Here is a 23,129-nt window from a genome sequence, read left to right as displayed (position 1 = left end):
CACCTGCTTTACCGATCACCACACTTTAATATAATTTTTGCCCTTATTCAAAAGTGTAAGAGGTCCTAAAGTGCTTTTATTCTCTTTCTTGTTATCCAGAAAATCTGTATCCAGAATTATATTGCTGCCATCCGGATTCTCAAACTCGGCATCCACGATGCGCACCCGCGGCAAAGTCTCAGTTGAATGTACCTCACCTAAGAAGTTAACGAAGCTTTCAGGCAGATCAATAGAAAGGAATCCTTCATCTCCTTGATCTACAATAAAGAAGTCTGGATCAAAGCTTTCCTCAACCAGCTTTACATTCTCTCTTTCGAAAGGTTCAGCACTGTTTAAGTAAGCGTTGTTATTAATAAACATAGGCTGTTCAACGAGTTCAAACTCCTCAAGATCACCGTGTAACTTATGGACATTCTCGATATACTCCGCAAAAGAGGTGGTGTAGTTATTGAAATGTGATGTTCCTACGCCTGTCCATCCGTCTTTTCCAACAATGATATTGTTATAGAACCGATCGTCCCCACCATAAATAAGTGAGAAACCGGCAATTTTTGTACTATGCGGAAGATGATATTGCGTGGACCGATTTAGTACCTTACGATGAACCATCCTGCCGCCGATCAGATTGTTGATATAGGCTCCACCTTGGGCTACATTCTCCAAAGCATGTTTAGCTGTCAAGATATTATGGTCAACAATGTAGGGGCCATGGCTTACTTCTATAAACAAATCCCGGTGATTTTGATAGAACAGATTTTTACTGATTCTTGTCCCTTGGGTCTGCCAATCCAGCCATAAACCTAAAGTACAATCGTGAATCCGGTTATGGTGGATGTGAGTATCGATCGGTGCGTGAAGCTTGATCCCGGCAATTTCGTGGCCCCAGAATTCCCGTTTTATCGCAATGTTGTAAATATGGTTATGATGAATTTCGCTGAAAATACAACCTAAGTGGCCGACGATGGCATTTTGGCCGCAATCATAAATGGTATTATGGCGGATAAGATGTGAACCGATCGATTCTTTGCTCCAGCCCTGACGCTCAGCAGTAAAGACGGATTCAAGCTGATATTGATATCCGGGTTTGTCTTTTCGAATGGTACGGTAATTATGGCCTGTGGAAGCTTCTTTGCCGATACTGATAGCGCTGCATTTTGCATCGTGAATGATATTATTATCAATAATCCAGCCTTTGCTCCAGTTAGTGCCCAGCAGTCCGGGCTGGTCTGCCGTTGGAGGTGCCCAAGGTGTTGCCGCATGCGCCATTTCAAAACCTTTTACAGTAATATAATCAATCCCGGTTTCTTCAGGGTAGAAACAAGATCTGCGTACATTGATTTCTACCAGTTCTTTGTTCGGGTTGGCACCTTGGAAATTAGCGTAAATCGTGGTGTGGTCAGGGCTTACTTTGGCAAACCAAACATAGGTCGTCTGTTTTGGATTTTGGACCGGAACCATCTCATGTGTCCAGAGATCCTTGAACTCCAGCTTTTCGACGGGAGCTGCCAGTTGATCATACTGACTGACCTCATAAAAAGACATGCCATTTAGATATACATCGCCTAAGTGTCTTGTCTCCTCTATAGTGACGAGCCAATCGCCAGACACTTCCTCAACATACGGATTAAAGCTGCCAAAAAACGTGTTCGGCAAGATCACTTTCCAAATATGATTCTCAACCTGCTGCCAATCTTGTATATGTTCAGAGCCTTTTATGACAACCTGCTCGTCTTCAGCGGCTTGATAAATAATTCTTCTTTGTTCGCTTAATCCTTTGTATCTCGGTTTTACCCATTCGCGATATATCCCTTCATGAACGATAACCTTATCCCCAGCCACAGCTGCTGAAGCCGCTTTATTGATGGTTAAAAAAGGATCATGTTGAGTACCTTGACCTTGATCTGAACCAGTTTTTGATACGTGATATTCCATTGTCCTATAACCTCCGCTTGGTTGACTTTATCCAATATTATAGGAAATAACGTTGTTAGTTCTATACTTTATATAGTACACTTTAAGACAAAATTAGTGTTTTCGTGAAGGAGAATCTACTTGTGGCCCTTTTTTGAAAAACATGGTGTCGGCGAAAAAGATTACTTTAAACTCATTCCCTTGAAAAACTATCATTTTCCACTTCATTTTCATCGGGCATTTGAGATTATTTATGTCAACGACGGGCAGTTATCTATCACCATTGACGGGAAAAGCTATCAGGTGCAGAAAAATGATCTGGTTTTTATTTTTCCTAATCAGATGCATGAATTTGAGACGATTGATTTTTCGGAGATTATGGTGATCCTTTTTTCCACAGAATTGATAGGTGATTTTCACATGAATTATAAAAGCTTTATTCCAACTGACAATGTCCTCCATGCTGTGAATGAACCTGATTGTTCAAAGCTGGATTCGATTTATAGCCAGAAAAGTTTCCTGTATGGTGTATGCGCGGGGTTGATCTGTCAGACATCATTTGCTCCGGTCAAACAGTCCCCGCAAACAAAGGTGCTCTATAAAATCCTGCTTTTTGTAGAACAAAATTATTCTGCCGATTGCACATTAAAAGCTGTAGCAAAACATCTGCAATATGATTACCCGTATTTATCAAAGCTGTTTGTCCAGCTGATGAAAATACCCTTCACAGATTACTTGAATCACTATCGGATCTCACACGCATGTTATATATTAAAAAACTCGAATGTGACTATTGGTGAAGTCGCCAACCTTTGCGGCTATAGCAACTTACGGTCATTTCATCGGAATTTTCAGAAAATCACCCATCAATCGCCGAAAGGGTATCGGGTTTCCAATCCGCCTGATAAGAAAATGAACTAGAAGACTTTAAGAGGGTAGGGAAGAGGATAAAAAGAACTCCAAAACCACGAGTATAGTGGTCTTGGAGTTCTTCTTTTTTTATTGTTGCATCATAATTCTGTAAATCAGCATGGCTGCTTCGGCACGTGTGGAATGGGCAGTTGGTGTAAGCTGCTGCTGAGAGTCTCCTTTAATGAGACCTGCTGATACCAGCGCCGCAATATCATTTGCCGCATAATTAGAAATTTGATTATGGTCAGTGTAGCCGTCTAATGCAGAGGAAGAGGTCGTATTCGATTTCCATACCTCTGCAGCCTTCAATGCCCTAGCTGCCATAACAAACATCTCTTGTCTGGAGATGGAATCATGAGGGTGGTAAAGACCGTCGGTTTGGCCCGTAACGACCCCTAATTTCTGAGCAGTCATAAGTCCCTCATAAAAATAATCGTTAGGTGACACATCAGCAAAGCTATTTCCTTCTGCTGCGGATAGACCTAAAGCTCTAACTAATAAAAGTGCGAAATCTGCACGTGTAATAGTCTGTTCGGGTCTAAACTCTGTTTCCGTTACACCATTAATGACACCTTTTGATGTTAGTACTTCTACAATAAACTTCGCCCAATGAGAATCTGTTATATCCCTGAACGTTTTGTGATTGTAAACGGCGGCGTATTGTCCAGATGAATTTGTTGTTGAGAAAATAGCTTGCTTCTTATCTGAATCATAATTCCCGCCTAATACCGGTTGGATGACTCCGTACTCATTGACGTTCCACACTACAATAAAGGTGTTGCTCAATGGAGGTACAGCTTCTAGATAAGGAAGCCCAATTTGTATGGCTGAATTTAAGCTCTCTAATTGAACTGTTGTACCATCCAAAAGTAGCTCGTAATCAATAAGCAAACGTTCACCCAATCGCTTCTTTAAACTTCCTGTTGTATCGACAGATTTGAGGAGCAAAGTAACTGTCTTCACATTGTCCAGTGTCTTCGCCGGGAATAGATTATCCGGAAGTACAAAGGTAGCTAGTGTTGTATTGATCTCAAGCTGCAATGTGGAAGTTCCAACAAGAAATGCAGCGGCAGGGAGAGTGACTTCAAATGAGCTATCATCTGACGATTGTTCCTCTGCAAGCTGAATTCTTAGGATATTATGGCCTGCAGAATTAGGTTTGGCTAAAGCGATAATCTTTTGTAAGGAAGATTCAGTCAATATCGCACTAGTTTTTCCTCCATTCATAGTAGTAGGTATCTCAATCCTTACGCTACCGTCCAAATGGAGTATAGTAGTGGCCGAATCTCCAACCGATGATCCGGGACTGCCTGAGCTCGGGGCAGCCGTCGGACTTGGAGAAGCCGTCGGACTCGGAGAAACAGTCGGACTCGGAGAAGCCGCCGGGCTCGGAGAAGCCGTCGGACTCGGAGAAGCCGTCGGGCTCGGAGAAGCGGTCGGACTCGGAGAAGCCGTCGGACTTGGAGAAGCCGTCGGACTTGGTTCCGGTCCATCAAAAGGAATGAACTTCAAGAAATCGCCCCAGATTATATTCCCGTCGGCATCCCGAGAGTAATTGACTACAGGATTTAAGCTGACAAAGTTAGAATCGGTCAGTTCTAAACCTGATTTATTCGCCGATCGCGTACCGTCAAACATGAAATTATTGTCCGCAGCTAAAGAAGCTGGATATTGGTCTTTTGCAATGTTGGCAGTTCGGTAAGATAAGAAACCGTCAATCGTAAAGTCAGCAGTAATGTGATCATAAGTGGTGAAGCTTATATTGCCACGCATATTGTTAAATCCGATGTTGTTGATGGCGATCACACCTGGATTACTATTGCTTGTAAAACCATAAGCGCCATTACCAAAGGCGATTGAATCGCGAATGGTATGTGTGACATGAATGCCTTCGCCACCAAGCTTGAAGCCATTTTTATCACCGGCACCTACGGTTCCGTCTGTTAAGAACCCATTGTTGAAGGCGGCGCTGTGCTCAATCAGCACTGAACCTATCGCTCCTGAGCCTGCTTTCGTATATAAGTCCCAGCCATCGTCGATATTATTATGCGCCAGACAACCTCTAAAAATATTACCAACACCCGCAGTCAATTTCGCCGCAAAGCCATCGGCATTATTGTCGGATGGATCACGGTTGTCGAAGGAGGTACTGTTGAGAATTAAGTTGTAGGAAGGCCATTCACTGAGTTCTATCGCGGTACCATCTGTTCGGCTGATTTGTAGACCAGTGTCACCATTCGCATAGAAACGGCTATTTTCAACGATGTTATAATTGCCTCCCACTGTAAAGCCCTTGGTATTCCCAGCTGAGCGAGTGAAATCAAGTCCCTTCACATGCCAATAGTTTCCGCTCAAGAGAACGCCTTCTGTTTTTTTGTCAAAATCAAAGATAGGTCTTGCTCCTGGTGCTGCTTCTATATACTTTTTGGCGGAGGCTTTACCATCATTGTACTTTTTAATCTCAAGTGGTGATTTCCGCACATAACGACCCTCAAGCACAATAATATGCTGACCTGGTTTAACGAAATCAATCGCAGTATCGATATAAAGTGGGAGATTGATCGTTCCATCTCCGGAGCTTGATCCGGTGGGCGATACGTAGATCTCATCATCTTCGTTATAACTTTTTAGGGTGACGGTAAAGTTGCTGATAATCTTCTCATAAGAGGTCAAATACTGAGTATCATCTGGTAAAAAAGTAATGCTAAAGTTCGTATCTCCTTGATCAAGAAGTCTCGTGGGAATAGAAAGACGTTTACCAGCTATTGCCTCGATATCCTGAGCGATGATCGTAGAACCTTGCTTCAACGTCACCGTTCCGTTGACATTAGAGCGTACAATCATTTGGTAAGCTGGATCTGAAGTTTTACTTAGTGAAAGAATATTTAAGCTAGGTGTGACGGGAATCGCAGGTGGTTCTATTTTAGGAGAATCTGTAGCTGCTGAAGTGACTGTTAATTGAATATTGCTTACATTAATTGTGGCTAAACGAGCGGCATAGAATCCGACGTACATTTTTGAATCCTGTACGCTAAGAATGTCTGGTGTGAAATGAATAGCTTGCTGGCCATTATTGAGCTGTCCTGTAAAACCACTATTCGTCTTTGCTAACGTTAAATGGTAAGGTGCTGCAGGAACAGTATTGGCAGGTGCCGGACGTTCTTTTTGAAGCATGATGGTTTGAATCCCTTTACTGCCAGTCCCATCCGTTTTTTCAACTCCAGTGCGGACAAAAAGCTGTGTGCCCAGATCGCTTTTCGTCCCACCGCTATAACCACCGAGGGCAGCTATATTGGATGCAAAGACGCTAGAATTTCCTTGTGTGCCGATGACGTCACGTGCCATAATGCCAAAAGATTCTTGCCCGTCATATGGATTTTTTGCAAAAGCCAACACTTGGACATCCGCAGACAGCACGAAATTATCTTCCGAAGCATCTAGCTCGGTGTAATAGAAGGTAATGCCGTCATGATCTTCGGTGACTTTACCGCCGCCTTCCAAAGCGATCAGCTGGGCGGATCCATCCTCGTTGACAATCGTCTGATTGTTAGCAGCTGAAGTGGACTGACCGAATTGAATGCTTTTCCAAATGGGATCCATCTTTTCTTTTACTGTAACGGAATACGTAATGGGCTTAATAGAAGAATCGGTAGGGAGTATACCAATTTCATACACTCCAGCTGCCTGATTGTCGAACTTGGAAGTGTCGAGCGTATAGCTGTTTAGCTTCTCTCTATCTGAATTATCATACACTTTGGATACGAGCAGATTTTTGCTGTCAAAGTTGTCGTTAATAAAAAAGGTAGTTTTAGGATAGCTGGTGACTTCGATGCCAAGTAGTTTTTTAACGTTGACCTTAACTTGAAAAGAGGTTGTTAAGCCTTTATGCGTAATTGTGATTTTTTTATCGCCAGATGTCGTGGTGTCGAGAGGAGAGACTTTGTATTCATTGTTCAACAGCCGAATCTGTGTACCATCACTGTAATGAGCATAAACTACAAGTCCTTCTAGTTTGAGGGAGTCACCGATATAGTAGAGTGTTTGTTTAGGTTCATTTCGAATTTCTAAAGCGGATAACGTCGCTGCTTTTACTTCCACATTAAAGGTCGTTGTGATTGCCGGCGCCTCTGTTGAAGTAACGGATACCGCTGTGGAGCCTGATTGCGTAAATAGATACGGTAATAAATCGCTGACCGGTTGTCCGTTAATGGAGAGGGAATAAAGATCACTGGTCAGTTCTTTGGTCAAGAAGCCGTCATTATAATTGGCAACAAGAACAAGACCTTCTGGATCGAACGTATCCCCTGGATAATATACGGTTTTAGCTGGATAATACTTCACTGATAATGAGGTCATAGATAATGGAACGATTTGCAAAGGAATGCTCACGAAAGCACCGTTGTAGTTAATGGTTATGATATTTTCTCCAACCTTGCTGCTATCAAAGCCTGTAACAATATAATCCGTAGAAGACAAAACTGCCTCACTCTCATCAGAAAAAATAGCCTTAACGACTAATCCAGTCAAATCAAGGGATTCACCAACCAGATAAGTGGTTTTCGTCATTGCGCTGGTATCAGCGGTTAAGCTGGTTACGATTTTGGATTCAAGCTGGATGTCTATGTCACTGAAAGTAACAGTTGCATCTCTAGCTACATAGATTCCGGCAAAAAGAGTATCTGTGAACGTATCGTCCAGTGTTATGATTTCGGTCTGATCACCCACACTTAATCGATAAGTATCTCCTGATTTTTTAATACTTAGCGAATATACAGCTCCTGCGGACGGGGCTTGGATATCGCTAAAAGGATTTAACTTCACTTGGGTGTCTTTTTTATAAAAACCTTTCATTACCTGATCCAAAGCACCCATCGCCGCATAGTTAGAAGTAGTTGTGCTTGTATCTCCGTTCGTCCCAATACTGTCGCGGAGCATAAGACCGAAGGATTTCTGGTTAGGTGTGCTGACAGTGCTATTGCTATTAAAAGCAATCACTGAAGCGGTCGCTTTCAGTTCAAAGTTCGCATCCACCGGAATCTCTTTCGAATAAAAAGATAATCCCTCATCGCTGCTGGAGATTTTGCCGCCGTAGGTCGTCATCGTTACAGAGGTTGGACTTTCAATTATAGGCTCGGGGTTCTTAGTTGGACTAGTGTTGCCTCCGAAGGCGCTGAAGCCCCAAGGTCCTAACTCGATTTGACCTTCTTGACTGAATTGAATATTACGGAACGTAACCGTAGTATTTCTAGCGGTGTAAAGGCCCGCATATTGAATGGAGCCGTCAAAGCTTTCGATCATTTTGATTTCATTACCGATGCGGACAATATACAGATTTCCGGTCTTTTTGATGCTTAATTCGTAATTCTCTCCTTGGGCCGGGCGATTAGCGTTATCAAACACGTACCCAAGTTTCTGTAGGCTTGTATTTTGCAATTTGTGAAGCGCTTTCATTTCTTGATCCAAAGCACCCACGGCGACGTAATCTCCAGAGTAGGCTCCGAATTGGTTATCCCACACATTTCCGCGCAGCATTATTCCGAAGGAAACTTGGTTATTGGCTGTCCAAGCATCCACGTGAGCCGTTGCCTTCAACTCAAAATTAACACTTGGATCAACCTCTTTAAAGTAATACGCGATACCTTCCGTGCTGCCCGATACTTTGCCTCTATCGTTCGAGCTTCGCAGTGTAGCTGATCCATCCGTGTTCTCCGTAATGCCAAAGTTGGCTGCAGTAATCTTGTCTTGCCCCCCAACATCACCAAATACGCTGCCTTGCCATTCACTTTGAATGTTAATCATTCCTTCATAAGGATCAGGTGCTTCCTCTGCAAACATCGATAACGGAAAAGAGGAACACAAAAGCAGGAAGGTTACGAGCATGGCTAACAAACGTTGTTGTTTTCTCAATGATTAAAACCTCTCCTTATATGATCGATTTTGACCAAAGCTAAGCTTGATCATCCGAAATTATACGTTATCACTAAAGCGTACAGCTATAATCAATACGCCATATAACGCTGTTTATGCAGTAGGAGAGGGAGAATCTGAGTTAATGACACCCGGTTTATGCCTTTGCTTCTGCTACTTATGTGGAGTTTTCGGAGCTTGGTGTTGGTGGTTAGCACGCTGGCGTGGTGGTTACGGGCGCCGAAACTGCCGATAAGTACGTTCGCAGTGGAAGTCCGCGATCGTTTGAGCGAAAATTACGCCCGCCATTGGAGTTACGGACCGTAATGCAGCTATTTCAGCTAATTCGCTCATTTTCCCTGAGTTTCGGACTGTATAGCTCTTATTGAGCTGAAAAAGTGTATCTGAGGGGTGCTTTTGAGTAAATAGCTGCAACTGAGTCCGATAGCGTGGCGAAAACGAGGAAATTCAACAAATAAGGGCTGTACGGTCAGAACGTAGGGAGTTGAGTGGTTACAGACTTAGGTATTCTACAAAATGCTTAGTTTGTGGAAAAATCAAAGCCAACACACGGGCTTGGCTGTGGGTAATTCCTTCCGCGGTTGCCGTTACGGACCGTAATGCAGCTATTTCTGCTAATTCGCTCATTTTCCCTGAGTTTCGGACTGCATAGCTCTTAATGAGCTGAAAAAGTGGATTTGAGGGGTGCTTTAGATTAAATAGCTGCAACGGAGTCCGATAGTGTGGTGAAAACGAAGAAAATTGGCAGATAGGGGCTATACGGTCCGAACGTAGGGAGTTCAACTGGCGAGAGTGTATTAATGGATGGCAAACAGATTAAAACTGGCTTACAAAGTGAACCAAATCATCTAAATATTGCTCAACAACAATATGTCGTGGGAAAAAGACTGCGGTCAAATATGTTCTTAATGGTGATGAGGCATTCTTTTTTGAGAGCATAGAGTGATCAGCATCAGGAAGATAGAAGACGGAGAGTAGGTTTTTAGGAATTTTTTCACGGTAAATACGTTCGGTTTCCTCAACATCTACATTTATATCTTGCCCGCCAAGAACTAAGTGGACAGGAGTAGTGAAGTTTTTTAAATCCTCGCTCGCATCTGACTGATAATTTTTAGAGAAAAAACCCCATTTTTCTTTGGAAATTAAATCGTCCGATTGTGCAATTCGCAAGTAACTTTCATATGACGCCTGTTCCTTAAGTAGCAGTAGGATTTGCGCGTTATAATCTTCTCTCTTTTTTATCTCCTTTTCCGAAAAACCTTCTAAAATCATCTCTTGTCTGGTATTGTATTGTCCTTGAGAAATCCATTGAATGGCGGGGGATACAAGAATACTGAAGGCGAGATCAGGCACTTTTTTAACAATCTTGGGAATCACCCAGCCCGCCTGACTTGCTCCCCACAAACCAATAGCTTGAGCATCAATCATAGGTAAGGCTTTAGCCCAGTTAATCGCATATATAGTTTCTTGTGCTCTATCCTCCATGCTTTGCTCTAGCCAGTTCCCTGAGGAACCCCCAATACCTGGTTTGTTAAGAGATAAGGAAGCATATCCGGCAGAGGCGAGCTTTTCCCACAAAGGTTTATATCCATCATCGTAAGTATCATTAACTGGGCCATCCCCATGAACAAAAACTACCAGTCCGACGGTTCCAGAGTAGCTTTCGGGCAGAACTAAGGTTCCTGTTAGTTGACCTTGAGGCGTATCAATTTCAATTTTTTGCTCAGTCATTGAGAAAGAATGTTGCTGTAGTACGAACAAGACCGCTGCAATTAACAACGAAATGGTAATCATCCAGACAGTTAGCTTAATTTTCTTTTTCATTCATTGATCCCCCAGATTGTAGCGATGTTTTTCTTGTCATGTAATGCCAAATAGGCTCTTTAAAAAGTAAATGTCTTACCGCGCTATAGTTAGATTTATGGATCTCAAAGTTCAACTGCTGGTACATATTAATGGCTCGTTTATTCTTGTTAGCAACATGTAGTGTTAATTTTTCAACCTCAGAATGACTGTTTACAAAATCCGCCGCCCAACCCAGCAACTCTTTGCCAATTCCCTTATTACGGTGACTGGACCGAACAGCCAAATGAGCCACATAACACTCTTTTGCTCTAGGTTGATAATCCAAAAAATATAACCCAAGGATTAACTTACAAACATTTAAGTATCCAAATTTCTTGAATAGCTGCAAAAAGGGAGCCCGATTCAGTGGTTTAATTGATCCTTTTTTAAGGGAGAGAGTATCCTGCCATTTTAAGTAGATAGTGCCAACCACTTCTCCGTTTTCATAAGCGATTATTTGTTTAGATGATAAGGAAGTAGAATCTTGTTCCCAAAGTCTTATAAGTAGATCAGCAATTTCATTGTCCTCGAGAGAGAGGAGAGAGTGAAATTTCCCCTGAAATGCATCTACCAATAGCCTGCTTACAGCCTCACGATCTTGTTCCTGGTAATGGGCGATGATAACCTCGTTTGTACTCATTTAGTAGTATCAGCTAGGGCATGCTCGATTTGAATTTGAAGCTCATAATGAAGCTTGTCGTTGTTAAACATGGATAGGTACGATTTCTCCAGAATGATGATTGGTCCCAATACCATGTAGTGATGCCCATTTAAAAAGTGTTCCAGCTTGGCAATTTCATGATCTACATCCTGATCGTCAGCTACAAAAAATGCTTTATAGAGATAGCACCCTTTTTCTAAAAAAATGTCAGGGGCGGGAGTGGTTTCAATGGTTTCAAAGCATAAGGTTACTTGTTCAGAATCGTATACATAATGCAAATCTGTTTCAAATAAATGATGGTTCTGCGGTCTTTTTTCATATAAACTTCGCGCAGTTAGTGTTTCGTTATCCTCTAGCACCAACCACTTTTTCAGATAACGATTGTCCACATGTTTAATTTGATAATCCCCCTCCATGTTGCCATAATCTGCATGTTCTTTTAGTACCTTTTGTATAAATTGTTGCAGCATTATTAATTGGTTTATTTCTGAGTTGATTTTGTTTAGCGATTTCTCTAACAGCTGTTGGTAGTCATTCGTTGCGGATTTATTCATACTTTGGTTAATGGTACTGACAGGGATGTTTAATTTGCGGAGCAACAGGATATGTGCCAATTGATAGATCTCATCGATGCCGTACATCCGGTACTGATTATTGTCTATATAGGATGGAAACAGGATTTCTTTTTCTTCAAAATATCGAATCTGGTGGATAGATACATTCATAAGTTTTGATAGTTCTCCAATTGTAAGGTACGGATTCAAGGGCGGTGCTCCTAACTGTAAGTTATTTGATAAAATAACTATAAACCTTAGGTCAGACCTAAGGTCAAGCGTCGATTAAAATACGGGATAAGCAGAGCACTTTTTTTCTAAATAATGATTAGTAATAGTAATGGGTGGTATTGAAAAAGACTTAGATTTTGGAAGGACAATGCGGGGGTGCAACGGATTAGATTCATGATCATTTTTTTGTATGAGCCTTGCTGGTATGACCTTAGAGTTGCCATTACGGACCGTAATGCAGCTATTCGTACATTTCCGCTCGTATTCCAAAAGTTAGGGACTGCATAGCTCTTATTAGCTGCAAATCGACTCAAAATGGGGTGGTTATGAGCATATAGTTGCAACTGAGTCCGATAGCGTGGCGAAAACGAAGATAATTGGGAAATAAGAGCTATACGGTCCGAACGTAACTTTGTTAATCAAACCAAACTAATCAAAACAAACTAATCAAATCAAATCATCACATTCTAAGCTGATAGCTTCGATTCCGTTCTTTTCCACCGACGATCTCTAGTAGCTGCTGTTCAACTAACTCATGTAAAACACGTCGGGCATGACGATTAGTGACTCTAAGATGATGGGTGAGTTCAACAGGTGTGAAAGGACGCAGAAGACGTCTTGCGAAACGAAGTGTTTCAGCTTCTAACCATGTTAATGAAGAGGGCACGTCTGAAGCCATGAATTTGCCGATGAATGCGAGTACTAGTTGTTGACATAGCTGAGGCTCGTCCGTGATTGAGGGATAGGCGATGGATAGGAAGGTCCAACCGTCTAGCGATAATAAGGAATGGCGTCTACATAAATCTTTGAATCGTCGTACATCAAGATCTCTAGCATGCGGACCGTAGCCTTGAATCTCAATTCCGCCCTTTGCTCCACCTGGCATATAGGCCAGATCAAGATAACGATAACCATTGTTGAAATCGCGCACTTCCCATTCCGGGAACAAGTAGTTGAAGTTTCCTACAGCAGGAAACCATACCGCACGTAGAAATTCGACTGTTCCATAGCCCAACCCTTTTGCAAGAAGCTCCTGTCTGCGGGGATTGTTCTCCTTATCCAAGTTGATCTGTAACCATTCCTCTAGTTGCTGTTCGAATCTGGACATTTTGTGTATCCTCCTTAAGTAATTTTTTTTGAAAAAAGAAAAAGCCGCTCCCATACAATTCCTCCTGAGCTTACCCAGGATAGAGATTGTATAAAAGCGGCGTGTTCTTCACGACCTATAGTTGCTATTATAACGAGTGCTGAGGATTTCTTCAATGAGTTACTGTGTATAAGGATGACGAATCCAAATAGGTTTTAGATGAAGGAAGCTAGCAGGGTGAACGAGCTGAATTTGCTGAAGTTAATAGTTACTCTAAAAGCGGATTCTTCCCCCGCGCGGCCGCATGGCTTTTCTAGGACGATCATCATGTGGTTACTGATCCGCAAAAATGGATTACGTGCTCTGCGCAATATCATTATTCATTTTCGAACGTTGCGGACCGTATTGCAGCTATTCGTACATTTTCGCTCGTATTCCAAAAGTTACGGACTGCATAGCTCTTATTAGCTGCAAATCGACTCAAAATGGGGTAGTTATGAGCGAATAGTTGCAACTGAGTCCGATAGCGTGGCAAAACCCTCATTTTTCAGCAAATAAGGTCTCCTAAGTCCGCATGCGCGCGGTGTAAGTATTCAGAGTTCCCAACGACGTCAGAATTGTCTATCTAGTCCAAGTCGTCAGATTATCCATGTTGTCTATGTCACCAAAGTCATGTAACTCCGGATGAACGGACCGTATTGTAGCTATTCGTACATTTTCGCTCGTATTCCAAAAGTTACGGACTGCAAAGCTCTTATTAGCTGCAAATCGACTCAAAATGGGGTAGTTATGAGCGAATTGTTGCAACTGAGTCCGATAGCGTGGCAAAACCCTCATTTTTCAGCAAATAAGGTCTCCTGAGTCCGCATGCGCCCGGCAGATACATTCGAGTTGCCAAAGTAGCACAAGTCGCCCAACTGGTCCTTTCATTTCGTCAATTAAACTCATCATGCTCATACCGTCGTCCTACTCATCATGCTCATACCGTCGTCCTACTCATCGTGCTCACACCGTCATCCTACTCATCATGGTCATATCAGACCATCTTTTCATACAAGTCCCGCTTTTTCAGAAAAAAATCCTAATAAAGGCCCATTACTTTGTCGAATTGTGAAGGAAATTAGAAAATTTTATAGAATTATCTATGTTCATCTAAACTTTTTACTCTTCAACACGTGTTGCAGGATGGCCCTGGTGATTGCTGCAGCTTTACTCTTCCATAAAAGGGGCCGATACGATGCTCAAAAGGACATTACTTATCTATCTGATTGGTTTAATTTTATTATCTGCGATTCCTCTATCCATTCTTATGGGTCACGATAAACAAGGGAGTCACCTGCAAGTGCAGCATGGAGTCATGGATCTCGCAGCTTGGGATTACGAACAGGATAAGATTATCAAGTTAGACGGTGAATGGGAGTTTTATTGGAATCACTTATTAACTCCTGAGCATTTTAGGGCGGGTAGCGCAGATATACCTGCTTCTTCAGCTTGGATGGAGGTGCCCTCCCGGTGGAACGGCAACATCGTTAATGGAAGCCCTTTACCCGCCTTCGGTTCTGCCACCTATCGGATGGTTCTAAAAAACCTGCCCGTAAGTGGGGTATTCGCCTTGAAAAAAACAAATATCCGCTTTTCAAGCAGGATTTTTGTTAATGGACAGTCAGTTATTGAGGATGGTAATCCTGCTGCTAATGAAGCTGATTATCGGTCAGGAAATATCCCGCAGATTGGGCTTTTTTCGTCTGATAAGGGAGATGTAGAAATCATAATTCAAGTCTCCAACTTCGATTATGTAAATGGGGGCATTCCGGTTTCTTTATCCTTTGGTGAGGAAGCAGCAATGATGGAGGTTCAGCAGAAGAGTACGGCCCGTGAATTTAGCACCGTTGCTATTTTAGGCACACTTGCCCTTATCTTTTTTATCTGCTTTGGGGCAGCGTCCTTATACCGTAAGCAGGATTACTCTTTACTTGTGTTTGCGACTATTTGTTTGCTGTTTGCGATATATCATGGGTTGATCGGTGAGCGTTCACTCTTACTCTTTTTCCCTAAACTTTCGTTCATAATGCTCTACAAAGTAAAGGATATAAGCTCCATCTCCTGCTTTATTGTGCTCGCAATATTTTTTTACCAAATGCACAAAAGCATAATATCTTTAAAATTTACTCAAGCCATAACGATTGTTTTAGGCAGCTTTATAATTCTGGTCGCCATCCTGCCGATTCGTTCTTACACGGTCATTTATCCGTATGTGATTATTTTATATGAGCTGATGTTAATTTGGATGTTATGTAGAGTGGCCACCCTGTATATCAGAAGCGCAGAAGTAAATAGAATCAAATTGCTGCTGATGTTTATGGCGATTCTAGCTATTAATCTATATTCCATAGATATTATTCTGTTTGCTCTATCTATAAAAGAGAACCTTTGGCTCGGACAGTTTTACATTGTGGCTTTTAATATCATCATGATCGTGCTGATTGTTCTACGTTTTTTTGAAGCCTACCATACCATAGACGAGATGAAAAACCAGTTGATTGGGCTGGATAAAATTAAAGATGAATTCCTTTCCAACACCTCACATGAACTAAAAACACCTCTAAATGCCATAGTGAACATTACAGCTACGCTGCTGGATGGGGTTGAGGGTCCAGTTAATGAAAAACAAGCGCAGAATCTAGCGATCGTAATCGGGAGCGGCAGAAGATTAACACATATGGTAAATGAACTACTCGATTATTCCAAAATGAAGTACGGAGACATCACATTATACAAAAGCAAACTGGATTTGAAAGCCGTTGTTGATTCCGTCATTGGCATTCATTCTTTTCTGCTCGGAGAAAAGTCGATCCTGCTCGTTAACAGAGTCGCTTCGAATTTCCCTATGGTGAATGCAGATGGCAATCGCCTGATTCAAATTTTCCACAACTTGGTTGATAATGCGATTAAATTTACGGAACAGGGTGAAATAGAGATTAGTGCCAGAGTTATTCAGGAGTGGGTGGAAGTACGTGTGGCAGACACAGGTTTGGGAATCTCACCGGAAATGCAGGAGCGTATTTTCAAAGCTTTTGAGCAGGTGGATGAGGCGGAGATTCATAGTCATGGTGGAACAGGACTCGGATTAAGTATTACTAAGAAGCTAGTAGAACTGCATGGCGGGAACATAGCTGTGGAATCTACAGTGGGAAAAGGTTCGGTGTTTATTTTTACACTTCCACGGTGGGATAAAGCGGTTAAGCCAATCACGAGACCTACCCTTAAGGCGGTACATTCTTATAAAGAATTAAGTTTCTCCCATGGTGGTTATCCCCTTTATATCAAAGGCGAGATCGATGAGCCCATTTTAGTAGTGGACGATGATTTTGCCAATCTGCAATCTATGATCAATCTGTTTAAGCTAGAGAAATATTCTATTGTGGTTGTTAATCGCGGGCAGATGGCACTTGAGGAGCTAGCGAAAAACACAGATTTTTTTCTGGTGGTACTGGATATTACCATGCCGGACATTTCGGGTTACGAGGTTCTGCAAAAGATTAGAGAGAGATTTACTCCTTTTGAGCTGCCTGTGTTAATGTTGACGGCCAAGAACAGGGTGAGCGATATGAAGATGTCCATGGATAACGGTGCAAATGACTATGTGGGAAAACCTTTTGAAGCTGAAGAGCTAATGGCACGTGTTAAAAGTCTGACCCGATTGAGAGCTTCCGTGAAGACTGCCAAAGACGCCGAAATAGCTTTTTTACGATCCCAGATCAAACCTCATTTCTTATACAATGCTCTGAATTCAATTGCTGAACTATGTGTGGAAGAACCTGAGAAGGCCGAAGAGTTGACACTGCAGCTGTCACAGTATTTGCGAAGCAGCTTTGATTTCAAACAACTGGATTCACTAACGAGTCTGGAGAATGAGATTGAGCTGGTAGAGGCTTATATCAATATTGAAAAAGCACGCTTCGGTGCCAGATTAAATGTGGAATATGATGTGAGAGTTAATACGGATTACCGGATTCCTCCGCTGATTCTACAGCCTTTGGTCGAAAATGCAATAAGGCATGGCCTAATGTCCAATTTGCGGGGTGGCACGGTAAATATATCTGTAAAAGAATTAGAGAATTCGGTGATTAGCTTTATTGTGGAGGATAATGGATCTGGAATGAGTGAGCATAAATTGAAAGAAGTAATGAAGTCAGATGTAGATAAAAGAGGGGTGGGGCTGTGGAATATCAGTCAGCGCATCAAGCTATTATATGGAAAAAATATTCATATTCAAAGTGCTGAAGGATTAGGCACAACGGTATCTTTTGAAATTCCAATACAGCAGCTTAAGCGGATGGGAGGTTAAGGCATGCTGCGAGCGATTATTGTAGATGATGAGGAGTTATCGGTAAAACGCCTGAAGCGGATCTTATCGCAGAGCGGAGAGATTGAAGTCTATGAGACGTTTTTGGATCCAGCGGAAGCCTATGCTTTTGCGAAGGCCAATCCGATAGATGTAGCTTTTTTGGATATTTCTATGCCTGAGACGAATGGGATGAAGCTTTCTAGCCTTTTGCATGAATTGGATGAATCGATAGATGTGGTTTTTGTAACCGGATTTGATGAGTATGCGCTGCAGGCTTTTGACCTAAGTGCAGTGGATTATCTTTTGAAGCCTGTAACTGCGGAGCGGTTGTCTAAGACGTTAGAGAAACTCAAAAAAATGAATCGAAATACAACGGCTGAGCCTACGTTAGAAGTTTTTTTGTTTAATGGTTTAAAAGTGTATCGCAGAACGCAGAACAGAGAGCTAATCAAGCTGAGAAGTCCAAAAACAGAAGAATTATTTGCTTTTCTGGTTAGTAAAGGAACGGTTAGCCGGGAGGAAATTATCGACACGTTGTGGAGCGGATTGGAGCCTGAAAAAGCATGGAAGAATCTGAACTCGACGCTGTATTATATTCGAAAAGCAATCGGCGCCAATTATATAAAAGCAAGCAGGAACGAAATTCATGTAGTAGAGAGCAGCATTTATTGTGATCTGTATGAATTTGAGCGATTGTTAAAGCAAATTAGGCAAACCTCTGAAAGACATGTTGAATGGATGATTCAAGCAGAAGTTTTATACTCAGGAGCATTACTCAAAGGAAAAGCCTATGAATGGGCTAGTAGCAGGACCCGGAGACTCGAGCATGAATATATAGGATTGCTGGAGCTGGCTGCAAGATTTCATTTAGAGCAGAATCAGCAGCATCAAGCACTACATTATTTTGGAGAAATATTAAAATTAGATTCCTTGCGAGAGGACATCTATCATGAAATCATCAACTTATTAATTGAATTAGGGCGAATGAATGAAGCACAGCGGAAATTTGGCCAATTGGAAGAGATGTTGCAGCAAGAGCTCGGAACAACACCTGATCCTAAACTCAAAGCGTTAATGAAACAGAAGTTATTGTAATGGAAGGAACCTTCGAATGGATGGTTATCGAGGGTTCTTTTTTTGTTTATTTTTTGTTTATCTTAATTTTGTATAATACTCTCGATTATTGTCGAATTAATGACATGATTTATGCTAGAGGGGGAAATAGAGTTTGAAGCCATCATTTATGAAAATAGGCATTAGTATTTCTTTATGTACTGGACTTGTGGTGCAGGGGGTGGGTCCTATGCAAACTCCAATCATAAGTGCAAAAGCTAGTTTCGGTTGGATCGAGAATAGCCCAGCTATAATAACGTCCATCAATGAAGATGACTATTCCAACGCAGGGGTTGAGGTAGCCAGCTTTTTGACAGGAAAAGTATCGGATCCAGCGTCAACAGGGATTGCTGTAGTAGCTTTAGATAATACCAAAGGGGCCTGGCAGTATTACAACACGGTGGGAAGAATTTGGTATAATATCGAGCCGGTGTCGAACAGTAATGCTTTTCTGCTGCTGAAATCGGAGAAAATCCGTTTTGTCCCGGCTAAAGACTGGAACGGAACTGCTTCCATTAGCTTTAAGCTATGGGATACAACAGCATCAGGTTATCAAAATTATCAAAAAAATGCGAATACCACAGTATCTGCCGCGTTCAGCTCAGATCCGGGTATAGCCGTAATTACTGTAAATCCAGTGAACGATGCACCTTATCTGACAGAACTAAATGGTGGGGACTATCTTAGTTTTGACGGCAACGGGGATTATGTGACCTTCCCGGATCAACGGATTTATGGGAATTCTTTTACAGTTGAAGGATTTTTGAAGGTAGATGCTTTTCAGACCTGGATGAGATTTTTTGAATCATCGATCGCAGAGCAGAACCACAATATTTTTGTGGGTTTTAACGGCAAACGGATGAATTTCACTGCCTACACTAATAAGGGAGATATTAATGTCACTGAGGATTTCCCGATTTCTAAATGGGTTCATGTCGCGATTGTTTATGATCACAGTCAGAAAAAGGGACGGATTTATTGGGATGGTGTACTTAAGGCAGAAGGGGCTATGGATTTAAGTACTGTAGGCAACGTTGCACGTCCGAATAACTGGCTTGGAAAAAGCACGTGGAGACAGGACGGAGATTATAACGGTGGAATGAGAGACGTGAGGTTCTGGAGTAAAGCCAAGACCCAAAGTGATATTGTTCGAGAAATGAATGTCGACTTGACAGGCTCGGAGCCTAATCTGGCTTTAAACTATAAATTAGCGAATAGCAATGATGGGAATGTCGCTATTAATACTTCTGGTCTTCCCCTTAAGAACGGTACAATTACTGGGGCAACCTGGAAGCAGGACACAGGTTTTATGGGGAATACTACAACCGATAAAAACAAGTCGGTCTCACGATCCTTTAAGGTCCTCGATGTGGATGGAGATGACCTACAAGTATCAGCTACTTCCTCGAATACGCTCTTAATTCCGAATAATGGACTGAAAATAAGTGGAAGTGGTGAGCAACGAACTTTAGAAATAACACCCGCAGCGAATGCTTTTGGCACCAGTGTGATTTCAGTCAAAGTAAGTGATGGAACATTAAACAACACCTACACTTTTAATGTGACGGTAAACAATACGGGGGATGTAATCGTAACCGGAGTGTCTTTGGATAAACCATCACTGAGTTTAACACAAGGAGAAGCAGGGGACACACTTAGTGCCGTAATAACACCTGCTGATGCCACGAACAAAACAGTAAATTGGAGCACTAGTGATGAAACTGTTGCAACCGTTGTAAACGGAGTGGTAACTCCAGTTGGCGTTGGAACAGCGATCATCACGGTAACGACTACTGATGGAAGTTTTACTGCTTCGTCTGTAGTAAATGTAAGTTCTCCAATCCCGCCGGTTGTGAACGTAACTGGTGTGAAGCTAGATCAGGAGACACTGGAATTAACAGCTGGAGAAGCTGATGGACTCCTAAAAGCAACAATAGAGCCTGCCAATGCAACGGATAAAGACGTGATCTGGAGCTCCAGCGATGAGACAGTTGCGACCGTTGTAAACGGAGTGGTAACTCCGGTTGGTGAGGGTACAGCTGTTATTACGGTAACGACGAAAGATGGAAGTTTTAAGGCTTCAACCACAGTAAATGTAAGTGCTCCAATCCCGTCGGTTGTGGACGTAACTGGAGTGAAGCTAGATCAGGAGACACTGGAATTAACAGCTGGAGAAGCTGATGGACTCCTAAAAGCAACAATAGAGCCTGCCAATGCAACGGATAAAGACGTGATCTGGAGCTCTAGCGATGAGACAGTCGCGACCGTTGTGAACGGAGTAGTAACTCCGGTTGGTGAGGGTACAGCAGTTATTACGGTAACGACCAAAGATGGAAGTTTTACGGCTTCAACCACAGTTAGTGTGAGTGCCCCAATCCCTCCCATTGTGGACGTAACTGGAGTGAAGCTAGATCAGGAGACACTGGAATTAACAGCTGGAGAAGCTGATGGAATCCTAAAAGCAACAATAGAGCCTGCCAATGCAACGGATAAAGACGTGATCTGGAGCTCCAGCGATGAGACAGTCGCGACCGTTATAAACGGAGTGGTAACTCCGGTTGGTGAGGGTACAGCTGTTATTACGGTAACGACCAAAGATGGAAGTTTTAAGGCTTCAACCACAGTAAATGTAGCCGCTCCTAAGCCACCTAGCGTTATCGTAACTGGGGTGACTTTAGACCAGACAGAACTTAACTTAACGGTGGGTGAAGGCGACGGTAATCTACAAGTTACAGTAGCACCTGCTAATGCGACAAATAAAGGTGTGATCTGGAGCTCCAGCGATGAGACAGTAGCTAAGGTTGTTTATGGAGTAGTAACTCCGATTGGTGAGGGAACAGCCATCATTACGGTAACGACGAAAGATGGAAGTTATACGGCTTCTACAACCGTCACTGTGAAGGCTCCTGTTAAGCCAGTTACAGCACCAGGAATTCCAACATCTGTAACTGCAACTGCAGAGAATGGTCAAGCAATCATCACCTTTATACCGCCGGTGAACGATGGAGGCAGCGAAATCATAGGATATATTGTAACTGCTAATCCGGGAGGTTTGACGGTTACGGGAACTGGAAGTCCGCTGACAATCAGTGGTTTGACGAATGGAACAAGCTATACCTTCACGATACAGGCAATCAATAAAGCTGGCATCAGCGAATCCTCTGCTGAGTCCAATGCAGTTGTTCCTAGCACTTCATCTGGTGGTGATGTTGTTGTTCCGTGGCAACCAACCCCATCAGCAACTCCGGCACCTGTGGTAAATGATGCTTCCATCCTAATCAATGGTAAAGCGGAAACAGTGGGAACCGCAACGAATGGTAAACGGAATGAGCAAACGTTAACCACCATTGTGTTAGATCAGAAGAAGCTAGAGGACAAGCTCGCCACTGAAGGTAAAGGTACGGTAGTTTCTATCGCTGCAAATAGTAAATCTGATGTTATAGTTGGCGAACTAAACGGACAAATGGTTAAAAATATGCAGGGTAATCAGGCAATTCTTGAGATCAAAACAGGAAATGCGACATTTACACTGCCTGCTCAGCAAATTAATATTGACGCTTTGAACGAGCAAATCGGCAAGTCGGTAGCTTTGCAAGATATTAAGATACAGATTGAAATTAGCGCCCCTACAGCCGATAAAGTTAAAGCTTTAGAAGCAGCTGCGCAAAAAGGATCCTTTTCATTAGTTTCCGCGCCAGTTAATTTTACGGCCAGAGGTATCTACGGAGATAAGAGTATTGAACTTTCCCAATTCAATACGTATGTTAAACGTACCATAGCCATTCCTGAGGGGATGGACCCGAACAAGATTACAACTGGAGTGTATGTTGATTCCGAAGGTTCGGTACACCATGTACCTACTAAAGTGGTTGTAATTGATGGCAAATATTTTGCTACTATCAACAGCTTAAGCGGAGGTACTTACTCCGTAATCTGGCATCCGCTTGAATTTAGTGATGTGGCTAATCACTGGGCAAAAGAGGCAGTGAACGATATGGGCTCTCGATTAGTCATTGAGGGAACAGGTAATGGTCAATTTACTCCGGATCAAGCCATTACCCGTGCAGAGTTTGCGGCGATTGTTGTACGCGGTCTGGGACTTGAGATGGAACAAGCTGCAACACCATTCTCAGATGTAAAGACCACGGATTGGTATAACAGTGCGATCAACACAGCATTTGCTTATCAATTAATCAATGGTTTTGAAGATGGTATGTTCCGCCCTGATGAACATATTACCCGCGAACAAGCGATGTTAATTATCGCCAAAGCGATGAAAATTACAGCGCTACAGACTAAGCTTTCTGTTCAATCGGCTGACGTTTTGTTAGCTCCATTTACAGATAGTAGTGAGGTTTCTAACTGGGCGATCAGTGGAGTTACTGACACTTTGCAGGCAGGCATTATCATGGGAAGAAGCAGTAAAGGGCTTGCTCCAAAAGATGATATGACAAGAGCTGAGGTTGCAGAGATCGTGAAGCGGCTACTTGAAAAGTCAGATTTAATTTAATCTACTAAGCTCCAGAATTGTGATGAAGA

At 42.4% G+C, this 23,129-nt stretch carries 12 protein-coding genes; 5 read left to right on the top strand and 7 right to left on the bottom strand.

What is annotated here, in order from left to right; genetic code table 11:
- Positions 1 to 15: 15 nt before the first annotated feature.
- Entirely contained in the window at positions 16 to 1,932 is a 1,917-nt protein-coding gene (locus tag PODO_RS17075) for a right-handed parallel beta-helix repeat-containing protein (protein WP_038571706.1), read from the bottom strand.
- Between the two features lie 120 nt (positions 1,933 to 2,052).
- Between PODO_RS17075 and PODO_RS17070 the strand changes: the two genes are divergently transcribed.
- Complete coding sequence (locus PODO_RS17070; protein ID WP_038571704.1) at positions 2,053 to 2,832, top strand: AraC family transcriptional regulator; 780 nt, start codon at positions 2,053 to 2,055, stop codon at positions 2,830 to 2,832.
- Positions 2,833 to 2,910: 78 nt separating this feature from the next.
- On the opposite strand, the gene PODO_RS17065 is transcribed toward PODO_RS17070, so the two are convergent.
- The 6 genes from PODO_RS17065 to PODO_RS17045 all read right to left on the bottom strand — a co-directional run bounded on the left by PODO_RS17065 (position 2,911) and on the right by PODO_RS17045 (position 13,150).
- Entirely contained in the window at positions 2,911 to 8,730 is a 5,820-nt protein-coding gene (locus PODO_RS17065; RefSeq protein WP_052097102.1) for a right-handed parallel beta-helix repeat-containing protein, read from the bottom strand.
- Positions 8,731 to 9,243: 513 nt separating this feature from the next.
- Positions 9,244 to 9,378 (bottom strand): hypothetical protein, encoded by a 135-nt coding sequence (locus PODO_RS32170; RefSeq protein WP_256719494.1) that lies wholly within the window; start codon positions 9,376 to 9,378, stop codon positions 9,244 to 9,246.
- Between the two features lie 189 nt (positions 9,379 to 9,567).
- Complete coding sequence (locus PODO_RS17060; protein WP_036688171.1) at positions 9,568 to 10,575, bottom strand: alpha/beta hydrolase family protein; 1,008 nt, start codon at positions 10,573 to 10,575, stop codon at positions 9,568 to 9,570.
- Positions 10,559 to 11,236 carry a GNAT family N-acetyltransferase gene (locus tag PODO_RS17055; RefSeq protein WP_038571702.1) on the bottom strand — a complete coding sequence of 226 codons (678 nt, stop codon included), beginning with the start codon at positions 11,234 to 11,236 and terminating at the stop codon, positions 10,559 to 10,561. The genes PODO_RS17060 and PODO_RS17055 overlap by 17 nt, the downstream gene beginning before the upstream one ends.
- Positions 11,233 to 12,021, bottom strand: coding sequence for a MerR family transcriptional regulator (locus PODO_RS17050; protein ID WP_038571700.1), 789 nt, complete (start codon positions 12,019 to 12,021; stop codon positions 11,233 to 11,235). The genes PODO_RS17055 and PODO_RS17050 overlap by 4 nt, the downstream gene beginning before the upstream one ends.
- 481 nt (positions 12,022 to 12,502) lie before the next feature.
- Positions 12,503 to 13,150 (bottom strand): hypothetical protein, encoded by a 648-nt coding sequence (locus tag PODO_RS17045; protein WP_036688165.1) that lies wholly within the window; start codon positions 13,148 to 13,150, stop codon positions 12,503 to 12,505.
- A gap of 216 nt (positions 13,151 to 13,366) precedes the next feature.
- Here PODO_RS17045 and PODO_RS17040 point away from each other — a divergent pair, with 216 nt between their 5' ends.
- From PODO_RS17040 to PODO_RS30090, 4 genes are all read left to right on the top strand, one after another.
- Entirely contained in the window at positions 13,367 to 13,597 is a 231-nt protein-coding gene (locus PODO_RS17040) for a hypothetical protein (protein WP_038571697.1), read from the top strand.
- A 769-nt stretch (positions 13,598 to 14,366) separates the two neighbouring features.
- Complete coding sequence (locus PODO_RS17035) at positions 14,367 to 17,477, top strand: ATP-binding protein (protein WP_143758582.1); 3,111 nt, start codon at positions 14,367 to 14,369, stop codon at positions 17,475 to 17,477.
- A gap of 3 nt (positions 17,478 to 17,480) precedes the next feature.
- Positions 17,481 to 18,572, top strand: a complete 1,092-nt coding sequence (locus PODO_RS17030) for a response regulator (RefSeq protein WP_036688106.1) — start codon at positions 17,481 to 17,483, stop codon at positions 18,570 to 18,572.
- Positions 18,573 to 18,780: 208 nt separating this feature from the next.
- Entirely contained in the window at positions 18,781 to 23,100 is a 4,320-nt protein-coding gene (locus PODO_RS30090; protein WP_169744780.1) for an Ig-like domain-containing protein, read from the top strand.
- Positions 23,101 to 23,129 lie beyond the last annotated feature (29 nt).

The organism is Paenibacillus odorifer, from assembly GCF_000758725.1.
GTDB lineage: Bacteria > Bacillota > Bacilli > Paenibacillales > Paenibacillaceae > Paenibacillus_AQ > Paenibacillus_AQ odorifer.
The sequence above is the reverse complement of the archived record's forward strand: the minus strand, read 5'-3'. Positions and strand labels throughout refer to the sequence as shown.